Source organism: Pseudomonas sp. Mb7, from assembly GCF_054790525.1.
The window spans coordinates 5,021,968-5,038,151 of record NZ_CP186501.1 but is presented as its reverse complement, the minus strand read 5'-3'; the positions used below and the strand labels follow the sequence as shown (position 1 = coordinate 5,038,151).

The following is a 16,184-nucleotide window of genomic DNA, read 5'->3' as shown; positions in this document are numbered from 1 at the left end:
CTTACTCGGGCAGGGCGATAGGGCCGATGTCTTTGAACACATCACCCGGGCCCGGGTTCGCTTTATGTGTCGAACCGCCGAAATGCTTCATGATCCCCCACACCGCGTTGAGCGACGTCTGCACCGCGCCTTCAACCCATGCCGGTGTCCACGAAACGTCGTCGCCAGCGATGAAGATCCCGCGCTGCTCGGCGGGCATCTCGTCCTGCATGAAGTGCGCGTACATGCGCTGGTTGTAGCGATAGTGGCCGGGCAGGGCGCCCTTGAACGCACCGAGAAAGTAAGGGTCGGCTTCCCACGACACGGTGATCGGATCGCCGATGATGCGCGCGGCGATGTCGACTTTCGGGTAGATCTTTTTCAGCGCGTTCAACGCCAGCTCAACGCGTTTTTCCACCGGGTGCGGAAGCATCTTCAAGGCGTCGCTCATCCACGAGTACGACAGGCAGATCACCCCCGGTTTGTCGTCGCCGTTGTCGAACAGATAAGTGCCGCGGGTCAGGCGATCGGTGAGGGTCATGCTCATCAGGTCGCGGCCGGTTTCCGGGTCTTTGTCTTTCCAGAATGGCCGGTCGACCATCACGAAAGTCTTCGACGATTGCATATAGCGGGTGCGGTCGAGGGCCATCCACATCTTCTGCGAGAACAGGGTTTCGTCGCATTCGATCTGGGTGGTCAGCAGCCAGCTCTGGCAAGTGGTCAGCACTGCGGCGTATTCGCGAGTGTCGCCATTATTGTCGGTGACCGCGAAACGGCCATCGGCCGCGTGAGCGATTTTCTTCACCCCCGAGCGTGGCGCACCACGGTGCAGGGATTTCAGGCTGGTGCCTTCCGGCCAGTGCACGCAACGCTCCGGCACATGCCGCCAGATGCCTTGTGGGACTTGCTCGACGCCACCGACCACCAGGTGCTGGTGATCGTCGCAGTTGGTCATCACCACGCGGAAGATTTCCAGCATCGAGTTGGGGAAGTCGGAATCCCAGCCGCCGGTGCCGAAACCGACCTGCCCGAACACTTCGCGGTGATGGAACGACAGTTTGGCGAAGGCTTCGGAGGTGGCGACGAAGTCGTAGAACGTTCGGTCGTCCCACAACGGCACCAGGGTATTCCAAAGTTCTTTCAGGCGCGGCACATCGCGATCGCGGATGGCTTGCTGGATATCGGCGAACTGCGAGCCGGCTTCCAGTGCGTCCGCCCAGGCGTCAGCCACTTCCTGAAACAGTGCAGGAAGATCCGCCAGCTTTTGTGCGTAATGGGTTTTGCCTTCCAGGTCGATCACGGTGCTGCCGGAGGCCGGCGTCAGCGGGTTCGGGAAAGGTTTGGTTTCCAGGCCGAGCTTGTCGACGTAGTGATAGAACGCGGTGGAGGACACCGGAAAACGCATGCCACCCAGTTCCGCGACGATGCCGTCAGTGCCGTTGAACGCTTGCGAGCGCAGACGCCCGCCGAGCTTCGAAGCCTCGTAGACCACCGGTTTCAGGCCGAGCTTCATCAGCTCGTAAGCCGCTACCAGGCCGGCGATGCCAGCGCCGACGATCGCCACTTCAGCGCCATGATGATGTTCAGGAATAGTGCCGAGACCGGCCGGGTGCTCGATCCAGTCGTCGAACGCGAACGGAAAGTCCGGGCCGAAAATGGTGACTGGTTTCTTACCGTCTGCAGGATGGCGATTGTTCTTGTTCATGGCTGACCTTGCTGGCGACCCGACGCAGGATGCGCGTCTGAGTATAGGAAAAGATGCCAGCCATTCTAGGGAGCGTAGAACACGTTAATAAGACGCAAAATGTCGTCGTTTTGCCAATTAACATATCAATATGACGATCAGAGACTGCACATCGACCAGCGTGTAGACGCGAGCCTGCTCGCGAAGAGGCCCTCTGATCCAGCCGAGAAGCCCGATCAAAACCTTAAACTGGCTGCCCCCGATCAATCTTGCTACTCAGAATGATCGACGTCGTCGTCTTCTCCACCCCGTCCACACTGCCAATCTGATCCAACAACTGATCCAGTTGCTCCGGCGAATCGGTGCGCAACCACGCCACATAATCAAACTCGCCACTCACGGCACACAGCTGCTGCACCTGCGCCATCGCACTCAACCGGCGCAACACCTCTTTGCCTGAGCGCGGCTGCACCTTGATCCCGACATACGCCTGCAACCCGCCATCGACCACTCGCTGGCCGAGACGCACGCCATAACCGGTGATCACTTTGGCTTTTTCCAGCCGCGCCAGACGCGACGTCACAGTGGTGCGCGCGATGCCCAATTGCCGCGCGAGCATGGCTACGCTTTCACGGGCATTAATCTGCAGGGCGGCGATCAACTGACGGTCGATTTCATCAAGCACGGGCGGGCGGATGTCTGGCAAGGGGGCGGCTCCATTGGCGCGAATCGGTGGCTTGCGCATGTTACAGGCTCAATAGAGCGGACGCTTGCAGGCGATGATCGGGTTTTCATCTGCGTGCCGACGATATTGAACTGCTGAAAACTGACCGTTACTTCACGCCCGTGTTGCTTAGGCCATAACCTCGGCAAACGCCTCCCGGAACCGGTGCATGTCATCGTCCGTGCCGACACTCACCCGAACCCAGGTCGGCCATTCTTTCCAGACGCGACCGACATGCACGCGACGCTCGGCCAAAGCCTTGACTATGTCACTCGCCGGGCGTCTGACGTCTATCATGAAGCAGTTGGCTTGGGACGCCGTGCAGCGAAAACCGCGCGTATTCAGCCACGCGACGGTTTCCTCGCGCAGGCGCGTATTGTTGTGTTTCCTTTGGCTCAACAACGACGCGTCTTCAAGGCTGGCGATTGCTCCCAGCAGGGACGATGCGGCTGGGACGTTGTAGTTGCCGAACACCTCCAGTTGTTCCAGCAACACCGGATTGCCCACCGCGATACCGAGCCTTGCGCCGGCCATGCCGTAAATTTTCGAAAAGGTACGCAGCACCAGCAGGTCGGGGTGTTCCTTGACCAGGGGAATGCACGTCGTGGCCTGCGAGAAATCAATGTAGGCCTCATCGACCAACAGAATCGAGCCTTTGGGTTTGTCCTTCAGGGCACGTTCGATATCGCTGCGAGCCGTGAGAGTGCCAGTCGGATTGTTCGGGTTGCAGATATAGATCAAACCGGGCCGAGGGTCGGCAACCAGCATGCGCGGCAGGTCGTGGGCATGCTCGGCGTTCAGGGGAACCTCGTGGACAGTGACTTTCCTGCCACGAGCCGCCTGGGCGGGATCTTCGTAGGAGGGGGCGGCGACTACCAGACTGCCCTGCTGGGTGAAGGCATGCACGGCATGCTGCAAGGCCTGTTTGGAGCCGCAATACGTCTGGACGAAATCCTCGGGAATGCCTTGCTGGCGGGCAAACAGTGCATTGAGTCGGTACTGGATCTTGTAGGGATAACGTCCCGACAGGGCGATACCTTCCTGCATCGCGTGCCGGGCTGTCGCTGAGGGTCCCCAAGGACTTTCGTTGAAGTTGATCAGCACGTCATCGGAAGTTGCTGCTGTCGAGGCGGTTTCAATGTGAGCCTGTGCCCAGGGGTTGTGGGCCAGTAACGGCAGCGTCGCAGCAAATCCAACGAATGAGCGTCGAGTGACATCAACCATGAAAACTCCCTTTTCGGATCATCAGATGCGCCACGGCTGTGGGGCCTGGATACTGAAGTAACGAACTGGTTAATGGTTGATTTACAGGAGGGTGATCTCATGAGTAGAAAAGCACACGCAAAAAAACCGCCCATCACGGGCGGTTCAGCATGTGCAGCGAGCATCGGTTTTTCTCTGCGCGCAGACCGCTACAAGCGTTCTGCCAGCGAATTTGTAGAGTCCAGATGCGGTTCGTCGCGCAGCAACTTGAGGCTCTTGCCGTCCTTGCTGATGTTCGGCGTAGCGCTGCAGTGACGCATCGCCGAGCAAAGTACTTCCCGGTCCTGCGGGTCGAGTTTGGGTTCCAGGACGCTGACAGGGTTCATCTGACCCTCTGGTTTCATGCCACCTTGGGATACGGACGGTTCAGTCATTGCTTTCACCCTGCACAAGGTCGATATGAAGGGTTTGCGACGATTTATCCTTGACCCAACGGGTCATACCCTCGGCATCCGTGGTGTCGAAGAAGCTGGTGCCGGAGGAGGAGCAGACCTTGACCTTGCGGCCAGCCATGGGCTTGCCGGTTTCCTGGTTGATCAATTGAAAGCGCCCGGAGAATGGCGCGGGTAGAGACGGGATCGGGATGAAGGGCGCGAGAGTGTGCGTGTCGCCGATGATGATCGTGCTCGCGCCCTGAATGACCGGTGCACCGTGGTCGGTGACGCATGCCAAGCATGGCGGCGGGTTGGCCGTTGATGAAAACGGTGGAGGATACTCCTGAAGCAATGTGGCCTCCGCAAGCGGTGGCGTCGTTCAGTCGTGCGGCCTGCAGGCCTTCGAACATTACATCGGGGGAACCCGAAACGATCGGGTTGGTTGCATGTCCGGGCAATGGACAGGCGGTCGGATCTGTAACGCGTGCAGCAGGTTTACCACTCATTTTGCGAATCCTTGCAAAAGGGCGATAGCGGCGCAACGCTCGGCAGGCCTCAAGTCCGGGTGCTGCTGGTGAGCCAGTACCAAGTGTCGCGAAGCAACTGCCGGTGCCGCGCGCTGGTTAAAGGCCTTGACGGTGGGAGTGCGAAAGGTGATGTGTCTGTTGCAGCATCAGTGCACACGAGTGGACAGATTATGGACGGAACAAGCTATTCCGCGATTTTGAGGAGCCGCATTTTTTCGCTTCAGATACGCAAAAGCCGCGCATTTGCGCGGCTTTCAGGTTTGGTGGGCCCACACGGACTTGAACCGTGGACCAAAGGATTATGAGTCCTCTGCTCTAACCAACTGAGCTATAGGCCCTCAGTAGGTCGCGGATTATAGCGACGGTTTCTCGGCTGTGCTATCCGAATAATCCGATACGGTTACACGAAGAAACGTCGCGGCGAACTCTTCTGGTGGTAACGGCAGGCTGACGATGTAGCCCTGGATCTGTTCACAGCCTTCGGCGGCGAGAAATTGTTGTTGTGCCTGGGTTTCCACACCTTCGGCGATAACCGTGAATTGCATGCTCCGGCCCAGTGCGATGATCGCCCGGACGATGGCCGCATCGTGGGGGTCATCGGGCAGTCCGCGGACAAACGACTGGTCGATTTTGAGGATATCCAGCGGCAGGCGCTTGAGGTAACTGAGAGAGGAATATCCGGTACCGAAGTCGTCGATCGCCAGTTGTACGCCGAGGTGTTTGAGCTGGTGCAACACGGCCAGCGCCTCTTCGGCCTGACTCATGATGAAATTCTCGGTAATTTCCAGTTGCAGTAAATCCGGCTGCAGGCGGTTGTCGTTGAGTAGCTGTTCGATGCGTCCGAGCAGATTTGGCTGACGCAGTTGCGCACCGGCGAGGTTCACCGACAGCGGGCCGAGGCTGTCGTAGACCTGCCCCCATTCGAACATTTGCCGGCACGCCGTCTCGAGCACCCAGTCACCAATCTGCAGGATCATGCCGTTCTCTTCGGCCAGCGGAATGAAGTGCTCTGGCGGCACGTCGCCGAAGGTCGGGTGACGCCAGCGGATCAGCGCCTCGGCACCGACCAGGCGATGATCGTCGAGGCTGATTTTCGGTTGGTAGTAGAGGAACAGTTCATCACGTTCAATGGCCCGACGCAGTTCATGCTCCAGCGCGATGCGCTCGCTGGCCTGGGCAGTGAGGTCGCGGGTGTAGCTCTCGACGCGGTTGCGGCCCTTGGCCTTGGAGCGGTACATCGCCGCGTCGGCGTTTTTCACCAGTGTGGCGACGTCACAACCGTCCCGTGGGTAGAGGCTGGTGCCAATGCTGGCGCTGATGAAGAACTCATGTTCGCCAGCCTGGAACGGCGCACCAAAGCAGTTGAGCAGTTTGGTGGCGATGTTGTCGGCATCACTGGCCTGTTGCAGGCCGGGTAGCAGAATGATGAATTCGTCACCGCCCAGACGCGCCACGGTATCGATGTCTCGCAATTGCTCCTTCAGGCGCACGGCGATGCCCTTGAGCAGCAGATCGCCGACCGGGTGGCCGAGGCTGTCATTGATGTGTTTGAAGCGGTCGAGATCGAGAAACAGCACGGCGCCCTGACTGCCGTTTTCCTGCTGGCTGTTCAGTGCCATCAGCAAGCGGTTTTCGAACAGCGTGCGGTTCGGCAGGCCGGTAAGCGGGTCGTGATGCGCCTGATAGTCGAGTTTGGCTTGTGCATGTTTGAGGCTGGAGATGTCGGCAAACACGGCAACAAAGTGGGTAATGAACTTGTCGCGATTGCGCACAGCACTGATGGTCAGCCAGCTGGGGTACAGCTCGCCGTTCTTGCGTCGGTTGGAGATCTCGCCTTGCCAGTGACCTTCGTCGGTCAACTGGTGCCACATTGCCGCGTAGAATGCGCTGTCGTGCAGACCGGATGCGAGCAGACGCGGGGTATGCCCGAGCGCTTCGCTTTCGCTGTAGCCGGTGATTTCGGTGAAAGCGCGATTGACCGCACTGATGTGTTGTTGGGTGTCGGTGATCAATACGCCTTCAGCGGTACTTTCGAACACGGTGGCGGCCTGCTGCAGTTTTTCCTGCATCAGATGCCGCTCGGTAATGTCGCGGGCGATGGTCAGCATGCAGTCATCTTCGCCAATCGGCAGCGGACGGCTGGATACTTCACAGAGGCGGATCTGCCCGTCACTGCGGCGGATATGGCAGGTGAAGTCACGGACGAAGCCGTCGCGATGCAACAGATCGAGCATCTGTTTGCGTTCGTTGAGGTTGACCCAGATTCCCAGATCCAGTGCCGAGCGATCCACCGACATGGCGCTATTGAAACCGGTGATACGGCTGAATCCTTCGTTGACCTCCAGCAGCAGGCCGTCGCTCTGGCGTGACAATAACAAACCGTCCGGCGAGGCGTGGAAGGCTTTGGCGAACTTCTCTTCGGAGGTTTGCAGTTGCTGTTGGGTTTCCTTGAGCTGGGTGATGTCGCGCACTACGACAACCAGCGCGGGGGTGGTATCGAGGTCGAACGGCTCGGCGGAAATCAGGCCAGTGAACAACTGGCCATTGTTGCGGCGAAACGGCATCTCCAGATTGCGAATGCTGCCCGCCTGCAAGCGCTGCAGCAATCCGGGACCGACGCCGGGTATCCCCCAGATATTCAGGTCAGTTGCGGTTTGCCCCAGCACTTCTTCGGCTTTCAAGCCGATTTGTTCTTCAAACGCTTCGTTGACCTCCAGCAGGCAGCCATCGGACAGCCGTGCAATCACTAGAATGTCCGGGCACTGCTGGAAGACCGAAGCGAACTTTTGTTCCGAAAGCCGCAGCGCTTCTTCAGTGCGCTTGATTTCGCTGATGTCGATCATCAAACCGCGCATCACCGGCTCGTGGCCATGTTCGATCAGGCTGACGATGTCGCGTACCCACAAACAGCGGCCATCAGCGGTGATAACGCGGTAATCGACGATGTGATCGCGACCCTGGCGAAGCGCTTCTTTGCAGTAATTCTGCGTACGGGTCAGGTCGGCCGGGTGAATAATGTTGTGCCAGAACCCGGGAATCAGCCAGTGCGATTGTGGATAGCCAAGCAAGTCTTCGGCGTGGGGCGACACATAGCTGTAGGTGAAGTCGCTCATCCGCGCTTCCCAGGCGATGGCCGACAGGCTCTCGACCAGGCCACGATAGTGGTATTCGCTGCTGCGCAGTTCCTGTTCGAGGTCGATACGTCGGGCGATTTCCGAACTCAGGCGGCGGTTGATGCGGATCACCACGGCGAGAATCGTCACCAACAGCAACAGACCTGGTAAACCGTAGATCAGCAGATCCGACCAGAATGTCCGATGATCAAGGACGTTGCCGACCCAGTGCTCCTGAATGCTGCTGATTTCATCAGAGCTCATGTCAGCAAGGACTTTGTCGAGAATTCCCACCAGTATCTTGTTGTCGCGGGGGACGGCCATTGCCAGTTGGTAGCGATATGGGGTTTCGCCGCTGACGTACAGACCGTCGAGCTTGAGCTGGCGCAGGCTCCAGACGCTGGAGGCGAGGTCGCCGACGACGGCGTCCACTTCGTCGGTCGCCAACGCTTGTAATGCCGAACTGACATTGGGCATGGCCACCAGATTCAGATCGGGGTGGTGGGTGCGCAGCAGTTCGTGGGGCGCGTAGTTTTCCACCACGGCGATCTTCAAGCCGTACAGGTCGTCAAGTTTGCGCGGTTGTGCACCGCCGATGTGCGAGAGGATGACGATAGGGAAGTCGAGATAAGGGCGGGTAAACGACAGGTAAGTCTGGCGCTCCGGTGTGGACATGATGCCGGGCAGGAGGTCGATCTTGCCTGATTTGACCTGTTCGAGCACCACCGTCCAGCTCACCGGTTCGATGGGCGTCAATTTGATTGCCAGGCGTTGGCGAATCACGTCGATATAGTCGGCAGCCAGGCCCTGATAGCGGCTCTGGTCGTCGCGAAACTCAAAGGGCGGCCACGACGCATCGACACCTAGGCGCAAGTCCGGGTGAGCCGCCAGCCAGCTACGTTCTTCATCGGTCAGAGTCAGCGCGTCAGCCGTTGCGGTCCAGATCATCAGTGACAGCAAAAAAAGCACGGACGCCAATCTGGGCATAACGCTCTCGTTATGGCTCGGGGATGATTGTTTCGAGTGTAGACGGGGTATGCGGGGGAGGGGCGTTGCGAAGGATTTAATCTGCCATATAAACAAAACCCCCGGCCTGGGCCGGGGGTTCTGGTATCACTCGTCGAGGAAGGAGCGCAGATGCTCGCTTCGCGTCGGGTGGCGTAGCTTGCGCAGCGCCTTGGCTTCGATCTGACGGATCCGCTCACGCGTTACGTCAAACTGTTTGCCCACTTCTTCGAGTGTGTGGTCGGTGTTCATGTCGATACCGAAACGCATGCGCAGTACTTTGGCTTCACGGGCAGTGAGGCCGGACAGCACTTCGCGAGTCGCTTCTTTTAGGCTCTCAACAGTGGCGACATCGATTGGCGACTGCATGGTCGAGTCTTCGATGAAGTCACCCAGATGGGAGTCTTCGTCATCACCGATCGGGGTTTCCATGGAGATCGGCTCTTTAGCGATCTTCAATACCTTGCGGATCTTGTCCTCAGGCATTTCCATGCGTTCGCCCAGCTCTTCCGGGGTCGGTTCGCGACCCATTTCCTGCAACATCTGCCGGGAAATGCGGTTGAGCTTGTTGATCGTCTCGATCATGTGCACCGGAATACGGATGGTGCGGGCCTGGTCGGCGATCGAGCGAGTGATCGCCTGACGGATCCACCAGGTGGCATAAGTCGAGAACTTGTAACCACGACGGTATTCGAACTTGTCTACCGCTTTCATCAGACCGATGTTGCCTTCCTGGATCAGATCGAGGAATTGCAGGCCACGGTTGGTGTACTTCTTGGCGATCGAGATCACCAGACGCAGGTTGGCTTCAACCATCTCTTTCTTCGCGCGGCGGGCCTTGGCCTCACCGATCGACATGCGACGGTTGATATCCTTGATTTCTGCGATGGTCAGACCGGTTTCGGTTTCCAGCGCGATCAGTTTCTGCTGGCAACGAATGATGTCCGGTTGCACGCGACCAATGGCTTCGGCGTATTTGCTCTTGCCTTTGGCCAGGGCGTCGGACCAGCTTTCGTCGACTTCGTTGCTCGGGAACTGACGCAGGAAATCGGCGCGTGGCATACGTGCATCACGTACGCACAGTTGCATGATCGCGCGCTCTTGCTGACGCAGACGATCCAGGGCACTGCGGACACGCTCGACCAGGCCTTCGAATTGCTTCGGCACCAGTTTGATCGGCATGAACAGCTCGGCCAGTGCGAGCAACTCGGCAATCGCTGCCTTGTTGTTGCGACCGTGCTTTTTCAGGGCCTTGCGGGTGATTTCCATCTGGTCAGCCACGGCGCCGAAACGCTGGGCAGCGATGACCGGATCCGGACCGCTTTCGGCTTCTTCTTCGTCATCGGAAGATTCGGCTTCATCGTCGTCGGTGTCGTCGTCGGCTTTCGCCACTTTAGCTTCGACAGGCGGCGGCACTTCGGCAGGCGGCGCAATGCCGTCGTCCGGGTCGATATAACCGCTCAGAACGTCGGACAGGCGACCACCTTCGGTGGTGACGCGGGTGTACTCGGAGAGAATGTGGTCAACCGTGCCAGGGAAGTGCGCGATTGCGCTCATCACTTCACGGATGCCCTCTTCGATACGCTTGGCGATTTCGATTTCGCCTTCACGAGTCAGAAGCTCGACCGTACCCATTTCACGCATATACATGCGCACAGGGTCAGTGGTGCGACCGATATCGGTCTCCACCGCTGCCAACGCGGCGGCTGCTTCTTCCGCAGCGGCCTCGTCGGTATCGGCGTCGGCCAACATAAGGGCGTCCGCATCCGGAGCACTCTCGTGTACGGGGATCCCCATGTCGTTAATCATGCGGATGATGTCTTCCACCTGCTCAGGATCTGAAATATCCTCGGGCAGGTGGTCGTTGACCTCGGCGTAAGTCAGATACTTCTGCTCACGACCCAGTTTGATCAACTCAATAATACGAGACTGCTGTTGCGCTTTTCCGGACATAACACCCTATCCACTGAAGGTCTTGGCGGGCAAAAAACAAGCCGAGGATTATACCTGAGCTATGACCTCACGCGCCAGTTGAGGTCGGGTTTGATGCGGAAACATTGCGACTTAGTAGGTCGCGCAGTTGGTTTTTCTCTTCAACGCTCAGTTCGCTTTGACGCGCTTTCCTGAGCAACTGTTCCAGATTTCGCTCGCGTTGGCGGGCTGACAAGCTAGTAATGGTGTCGAAAAACTGTTGTTCAAGGTTATCGCCGTCAATCAGCCACTCCTTTTCTGCCAAAGCCTTGAGCAAGCGTCCCTGTTCAGTGCCGTGCCATCGCGCGATCAACTGAAATGAGTTTAGCTTGGGATTCTTCTGTACAGCTTCGAGCAGGGCCACAAGTAACTGGGCGTTGGTCTGATTCTCGTCCGCAATGTGCCCGGCATCTTCGACGCGCTTGGCCAATTGCGGGTGATGAAGCAGTGTGCGCAGGGCGGTCAGGGTTGGCGACTCGACGCCAATCGGTGTGCGCGGGCGCTGCTGATCGCGATCACCGCCACGTTTGCCGTTCTTGTCCCAGGGCTTTTTGTCCCACTTCTTGCCACCAGCACCGGGCTTCTTGGGCGTCCACTCCTGCTGCGGCACATACATGTCCTGTGCCTGCGGCTGATGGTAGTCGCTGTAGTCAGGCATTGCGTCGTAATCGATGCCCGGATCGTAGGCAGGAGGCGCTTCCTGCGGTGCGCTTTGTGCCAGCTGACTGACGGTTTCGCTGCTCAGGCCGGTGATTTCGGTCAGGCGCTGACGCATCAGAATACGCAGGTTGGCGCCCGGCACTTTGTCGATCAGTGGTGCGGCGAGGGTGGCCATGTGGGCCTTGCCTTCGAGCGAGCGCGGATCGGCTTCTTCGGTCAATTGCTGGAAGAAATAATCCGCCAGTGGCTGAGCATGCTGATTGATCCGGGCCTTGAAGGCGTCAGTGCCTTCGGCGCGCACCAAGGTATCCGGGTCTTCGCCTTCGGGCAGAAACAAAAAGCGCGCCCGGCGGCCGTCTTGCAGGCTTGAAAGCGTAGCTTCGAGCGCGCGCCAGGCGGCGTTACGGCCGGCCTGGTCACCGTCGAAACAGAACAACACGTTCGGTACGACGCGGAACAGGCGCTTCAAATGTTCTTCGCTGGTCGCGGTGCCCAGCGTCGCGACGGCATTCTTCAGCCCCTGCTGTGCGAGGGCGATGACGTCCATGTAGCCTTCGACGACGATGATTTCGTCGAGGTTGCGGTTGTTCTTGCGTGCTTCATAGAGGCCGTAGAGTTCCTGGCCTTTATGGAATACCGGGGTTTCCGGTGAGTTCAGGTATTTCGGCTTGTCGTCGCCGAGTACGCGGCCACCGAAAGCGATGATCCGCCCGCGGGTGTCGCGAATCGGGAACATTACGCGATCGCGGAAGCGGTCATAGCGTTTGCCGGTTTCGGCGTTCTCGATCAGCAGGCCAGCGTCGATCATGGCCTTCTGCTGCAATGTATCGCTGCTCAAGTGCTTGAACAGATTGTCCCAGCCCGGCGGCGCGAAACCGAGGCCGAAATCCCGGGCGATCTCGCCAGTCAGGCCGCGTCCTTTTAGGTAATCCACCGCAGCTTTGCGTGCTGGATGGCTCTTGAGCGCCTGCCGGTAAAAGTCGGCGGCGGCGGTGAGCAGCGGATACAGCGGCGAATCGGTCGGCTGCCGTGGCTTGCGCTCGCGGCCGCTTTCTTCGCGGGGGATTTCCATACCGGCGGCTTTGGCCAGATCTTCGACAGCCTGGGGGAAATCCAGGTTGTCGTGATCCATGAGAAAGCCGAGGGCATTGCCGCCGGCGCCGCAGCCGAAACAGTAATAGAACTGCTTGTCGGGGCTGACGCTGAAAGACGGGGTTTTCTCTTTGTGAAACGGGCAACAGGCGGTGTAGTTCTTGCCGGCCTTCTTCAATTGCACGCGCGAACTGACCACGTCGACGATGTCGGTGCGGTTCAGCAGGTCGTCAATGAAGCTCTGGGGAATCAGCCCGGCCATGGCGTACTCGTCGTCTGCGCTGTAATAAGTCCGATGCGAAAGGCTGCCGAACGCGGGTCATTGTTTGAAGCGCGCAAAATATGCGGCTCGACCGGTGTCGTCTGCGTAATCGCTGTCGGGAAGTGTATCTGCCGAAAATCCACTGACGTTAGTACTCATCAGCCTTCGACTATTTGAAAGTGTTGCGCTGAATCCGCTGACGGCCGGTTAGGGGCCTCGGATAGCTCAATAAAGCGGGCACGCATGCAGGTGCCTTGGGCTGATCGTCGTAAGAGGAATCAGTGGGTGTGCTCGTCAGTAGCCTTGAAAGGCTCGTCAGAAAAGACGTGCACCGCTGGCAAAAGAGCCAGGTCTGACGTGTGAAGCAGATTCGTCTTGGTCGCGTGTGCGGCTTCGACGTTGAAGCATCAAGCGTTTTACGCAAATGCCATTAGCCCGGCTGAGAGCCGGGCTTAGGCAAAGAAGCTTGCAACGAACGTCTGTGTATTAGTACAGACGAACGGCGCGGCGCTGTTCGCGCTGAACTTTCTTGGCGTGACGCTTAACAGCGGCTGCTGCTTTGCGCTTACGCTCAGAAGTTGGCTTCTCGTAAAATTCGCGGCTACGAACTTCAGCCAGTACACCGGCTTTTTCGCAGGAGCGCTTGAAACGACGCAGAGCTACGTCGAAGGGTTCGTTCTCTTTAACTTTGACGGCTGGCATCCAGAGCTACCTTCATTCATTACCGGGGTCAACATCCTCGCGGCAAAAGAGCACTTGAAGACGTCGGTTTTTAAGGGTTGCGGATGTTAACCCCTCATCGCTCGGAATGCAAAGCCTCTGATCGAAAACCGCTGGTCGGGGCATCACGCGGCGACTATTATGCGCGCCTTCGAATTCAGCCTAAACAAGGCGCAAACCCATGCTAGTACTGGGATTAGAAACCTCCTGCGACGAAACCGGTGTCGCATTATATGACAGCGAACGCGGCCTGCTGGCCGACGCACTGTTCAGCCAGATCGACCTGCACCGCGCTTATGGCGGTGTGGTACCGGAGCTGGCCTCGCGTGACCACGTCAAGCGCATGCTGCCCTTGATTCGTCAGGTGTTGGCAGAAGCCGACTGCGTGCCGACCGAGATCGACGCGATCGCCTACACCGCGGGTCCTGGCCTGGTTGGCGCGTTGCTGGTCGGCGCTTCCTGCGCTCAGGCGCTGGCGTTTGCCTGGGGCATTCCTGCGCTCGGCGTGCACCACATGGAAGGCCACTTGCTGGCGCCGATGCTGGAGCCGAAACCGCCCGAATTCCCGTTCGTCGCTTTGTTGGTCTCCGGCGGTCATACGCAACTGGTTCAGGTCGATGGCATCGGCCAATACAGTCTGCTCGGCGAGACGCTGGATGATGCCGCCGGTGAGGCATTCGACAAAACCGCGAAGATGATGGGTCTCAATTATCCGGGGGGGCCGGAAATCGCCAAACTGGCCGAGAAGGGCGTCGCAGGACGTTTTACCTTCCCGCGTCCGATGTGTGATCGCCCGGGTCTGCAATTCAGCTTCAGTGGTCTGAAAACCTCTGCGCTCAACGCCTGGCAGCAGTGCGTCAACGCCGGGGACGACAGCGAGCAAGCCCGTTGCGACATCGCGCTGGCGTTCCAGCAGGCCGTGGTGGAGACTTTGACCATCAAGTGCAAGCGTGCCCTGAAGCAGGCCGGTATGAAGCGTCTGGTGATTGCGGGCGGCGTCAGCGCCAATAAGGCGTTACGTGTTTCGCTGGAAAAGATGCTCGGCGACATGAAGGGCGATGTGTTTTATGCGCGCCCGGAGTTCTGTACCGACAATGGCGCGATGATCGCGTTTGCCGGTTGCCAGCGTTTGCAGGCCGGTCAGCAGGAAAGTCTGGCAATCAGCGTGCAGGCGCGCTGGCCGATGGAGCAATTGTCGGCGTTGTGATGAGTGGCGCTCATGGCCGGTATTTAAAAATGCCGTTCGCGCCCGGCAAACAGGTCGCGTAGATTGCCGCGGTGGCGCCAGACGATCAGCAGTGTCAGCGCGCTCATCGGCAGCAGCGCTTCCGGTTCCTGCCAGGCCAGCAAAGGCAAGGTCAGGGGCGTAGCGATAAGGGCCGCCAGCGAGCTGGTGCGGGTCAGGTAGAACGTCAGCAGCCAGGCGCAGATGGCCAGCAGCGCGGCGGGCGGATACAGGCCCAGCAGCATGCCGGCGGCGGTGGCAACACCTTTGCCACCACGGAAGCGGAAATACAGCGGGAACAGGTGACCGATCACGGCGCACACGCCGATCCACGCCTGATCCTGCAGCGAAAGGCCGGCAGTCGAAGCGATCAGCACCGGCACCAGGCCTTTGCACAGATCACCCAGCAAGGTCAGGATCGCCAGTTTGCGACCGGCCAGGCGCAGCATGTTGGTGGCACCGGCATTACCCGAGCCACTCATTCGCGGATCCGGGTTTCCGGTCAGGCGGCTGAGCAAAATGGCGAAGGACAGCGAGCCGAGCAGGTAGGCGAGAGTCGCCAGTAACCAAAACATGCTAACTATTCCGGGCGAGGACGCCCTGATTCTAACGGCGCATTGCGCCCTTGTCGTGCAGCGGAGAGAAGTGCTTGGACAGAGTGTTTATCGAAGGCCTGGAAGTCGACACCGTGATTGGTGCCTACGACTGGGAGCGCGGCATCCGCCAGTGCCTGCGGCTTGATCTGAGCTTCGCCTGGGATAATCGCCCGGCCGCGGCCGGTGATGACCTGACCCTGGCGCTCGACTACGCCAGCGTGTCCACGCGAATTCAGGCGTTTGCCGAGCAAGCGCAGTTTCAACTGGTCGAGACCTTTGCCGAACGTCTGGTTGAAGTGCTGATGAGCGAATTCAAGATCACTTGGGTACGCCTGAAGCTGACCAAGCCCGGCGCCGTTCCGGCTGCCAAGGGCGGCGTGGGTGTGGAGATCGAGCGCGGATGTCGCTGACTCAGGTCTACCTCGGGCTCGGTAGCAATATCGAGCGCGAAACCCATTTGCGCGCAGGGCTTGAAGCGTTGGCGACGTTTCTGGTGGATATCCGCTGTTCGGCGGTGTTCGAGAGCCAACCGGTGGGGATCAAAAGCGGGCCGTTCTTCAACTTCGTGGTGTCGGCGTATACCGATCTGCCGTTGATGGAGCTGGACCGACGCTTGAAATTCATTGAGGCGGATAACGGACGTTACGCGCCGGATCGCAAGGGCTTGCCGCTGGATATCGACGTGCTGTTGTATGGTGATCTGGCGGGGAATTTCGACGGACTGGTTCTGCCGCGCGCGGAGATTCTGAAAAATGCTTTTGTGCTGTGGCCGCTGTCGCTGATTGCGCCGGATCGCGTGCATCCGGGGGTGGGAAAGAGCTTCGCGACTTTGTGGGCTGAAGCGCAGATTGATCAGGTGCTGGCGCCAGTGCCGTTCGAATGGCGGGGTGAGCAGTTAACCCCGCCGAATCTTTAAAAGCAAAAGATCGCAGCCTGCGGCAGGTCCTGCAGAGAAACGCATATTCCCGTGTGGGAGCTGCCGCAGGCTG

12 protein-coding genes, 1 tRNA gene and 1 pseudogene are annotated in these 16,184 nt (G+C 58.9%); 3 read left to right on the top strand and 11 right to left on the bottom strand.

Annotation, left to right across the window (positions count from 1 at the left end):
- Window position 1: 1 nt before the first annotated feature.
- The 10 genes and pseudogenes from ACOYXH_RS22790 to rpsU all read right to left on the bottom strand — a co-directional run bounded on the left by ACOYXH_RS22790 (window position 2) and on the right by rpsU (window position 13,356).
- Entirely contained in the window at window positions 2–1,684 is a 1,683-nt protein-coding gene (locus tag ACOYXH_RS22790) for a flavin monoamine oxidase family protein (RefSeq protein WP_095050305.1), read from the bottom strand.
- A gap of 223 nt (window positions 1,685–1,907) precedes the next feature.
- Window positions 1,908–2,369, bottom strand: coding sequence for an Lrp/AsnC family transcriptional regulator (locus ACOYXH_RS22785; protein WP_007910086.1), 462 nt, complete (start codon window positions 2,367–2,369; stop codon window positions 1,908–1,910).
- Between the two features lie 147 nt (window positions 2,370–2,516).
- Window positions 2,517–3,611 (bottom strand): pyoverdine biosynthesis transaminase PtaA, encoded by a 1,095-nt coding sequence (gene ptaA / locus ACOYXH_RS22780; RefSeq protein WP_460409955.1) that lies wholly within the window; start codon window positions 3,609–3,611, stop codon window positions 2,517–2,519.
- A gap of 188 nt (window positions 3,612–3,799) precedes the next feature.
- Complete coding sequence (locus tag ACOYXH_RS22775; RefSeq protein WP_176471330.1) at window positions 3,800–4,024, bottom strand: hypothetical protein; 225 nt, start codon at window positions 4,022–4,024, stop codon at window positions 3,800–3,802.
- Window positions 4,017–4,530, bottom strand: a pseudogene (locus ACOYXH_RS22770) (PAAR domain-containing protein). Before ACOYXH_RS22770 ends, ACOYXH_RS22775 begins: the two are co-directional and overlap by 8 nt.
- 282 nt (window positions 4,531–4,812) lie before the next feature.
- A tRNA-Ile gene (locus tag ACOYXH_RS22765) sits at window positions 4,813–4,889 on the bottom strand.
- A 15-nt stretch (window positions 4,890–4,904) separates the two neighbouring features.
- Window positions 4,905–8,651, bottom strand: a complete 3,747-nt coding sequence (locus ACOYXH_RS22760) for a bifunctional diguanylate cyclase/phosphodiesterase (RefSeq protein ID WP_095050307.1) — start codon at window positions 8,649–8,651, stop codon at window positions 4,905–4,907.
- 126 nt (window positions 8,652–8,777) lie between these two features.
- A complete protein-coding gene (rpoD, locus tag ACOYXH_RS22755) occupies window positions 8,778–10,622 on the bottom strand; it encodes an RNA polymerase sigma factor RpoD (RefSeq protein ID WP_093441990.1) in 1,845 nt (614 codons plus the stop codon).
- A 67-nt stretch (window positions 10,623–10,689) separates the two neighbouring features.
- Window positions 10,690–12,654, bottom strand: a complete 1,965-nt coding sequence (gene dnaG / locus ACOYXH_RS22750) for a DNA primase (protein WP_093441982.1) — start codon at window positions 12,652–12,654, stop codon at window positions 10,690–10,692.
- Between the two features lie 486 nt (window positions 12,655–13,140).
- Window positions 13,141–13,356: a 30S ribosomal protein S21 gene (gene rpsU, locus ACOYXH_RS22745; protein WP_002551877.1), complete on the bottom strand. Its 216-nt coding sequence runs from the start codon at window positions 13,354–13,356 to the stop codon at window positions 13,141–13,143.
- A gap of 199 nt (window positions 13,357–13,555) precedes the next feature.
- On the opposite strand from rpsU, the gene tsaD reads away from it, so the two are divergent.
- Window positions 13,556–14,581, top strand: a complete 1,026-nt coding sequence (gene tsaD, locus ACOYXH_RS22740) for a tRNA (adenosine(37)-N6)-threonylcarbamoyltransferase complex transferase subunit TsaD (RefSeq protein WP_093441977.1) — start codon at window positions 13,556–13,558, stop codon at window positions 14,579–14,581.
- Between the two features lie 23 nt (window positions 14,582–14,604).
- On the opposite strand, the gene plsY is transcribed toward tsaD, so the two are convergent.
- Complete coding sequence (gene plsY, locus ACOYXH_RS22735) at window positions 14,605–15,174, bottom strand: glycerol-3-phosphate 1-O-acyltransferase PlsY (protein WP_095050308.1); 570 nt, start codon at window positions 15,172–15,174, stop codon at window positions 14,605–14,607.
- A 74-nt stretch (window positions 15,175–15,248) separates the two neighbouring features.
- On the opposite strand from plsY, the gene folB reads away from it, so the two are divergent.
- Together folB and folK are read left to right on the top strand one after the other, a co-directional pair.
- Window positions 15,249–15,605: a dihydroneopterin aldolase gene (gene folB, locus ACOYXH_RS22730; protein ID WP_064390789.1), complete on the top strand. Its 357-nt coding sequence runs from the start codon at window positions 15,249–15,251 to the stop codon at window positions 15,603–15,605.
- A complete protein-coding gene (gene folK, locus ACOYXH_RS22725; protein WP_095050309.1) occupies window positions 15,596–16,111 on the top strand; it encodes a 2-amino-4-hydroxy-6-hydroxymethyldihydropteridine diphosphokinase in 516 nt (171 codons plus the stop codon). Before folB ends, folK begins: the two co-directional genes overlap by 10 nt.
- Window positions 16,112–16,184 lie beyond the last annotated feature (73 nt).

What these genes read in the sequence shown, in the direction of transcription:
- ACOYXH_RS22790 (WP_095050305.1), bottom strand. Translation starts at nt 1,684, where the DNA reads ATGAACAAGAACAATCGCCATCCTGCAGACGGTAAGAAACCAGTCACC.
- ptaA (WP_460409955.1), bottom strand. Translation starts at nt 3,611, where the DNA reads ATGGTTGATGTCACTCGACGCTCATTCGTTGGATTTGCTGCGACGCTG.
- ACOYXH_RS22775 (WP_176471330.1), bottom strand. Translation starts at nt 4,024, where the DNA reads ATGACTGAACCGTCCGTATCCCAAGGTGGCATGAAACCAGAGGGTCAG.
- ACOYXH_RS22760 (WP_095050307.1), bottom strand. Translation starts at nt 8,651, where the DNA reads ATGCCCAGATTGGCGTCCGTGCTTTTTTTGCTGTCACTGATGATCTGG.
- rpoD (WP_093441990.1), bottom strand. Translation starts at nt 10,622, where the DNA reads ATGTCCGGAAAAGCGCAACAGCAGTCTCGTATTATTGAGTTGATCAAA.
- dnaG (WP_093441982.1), bottom strand. Translation starts at nt 12,654, where the DNA reads ATGGCCGGGCTGATTCCCCAGAGCTTCATTGACGACCTGCTGAACCGC.
- rpsU (WP_002551877.1), bottom strand. Translation starts at nt 13,356, where the DNA reads ATGCCAGCCGTCAAAGTTAAAGAGAACGAACCCTTCGACGTAGCTCTG.
- tsaD (WP_093441977.1), top strand. Translation starts at nt 13,556, where the DNA reads ATGCTAGTACTGGGATTAGAAACCTCCTGCGACGAAACCGGTGTCGCA.
- plsY (WP_095050308.1), bottom strand. Translation starts at nt 15,174, where the DNA reads ATGTTTTGGTTACTGGCGACTCTCGCCTACCTGCTCGGCTCGCTGTCC.
- folK (WP_095050309.1), top strand. Translation starts at nt 15,596, where the DNA reads ATGTCGCTGACTCAGGTCTACCTCGGGCTCGGTAGCAATATCGAGCGC.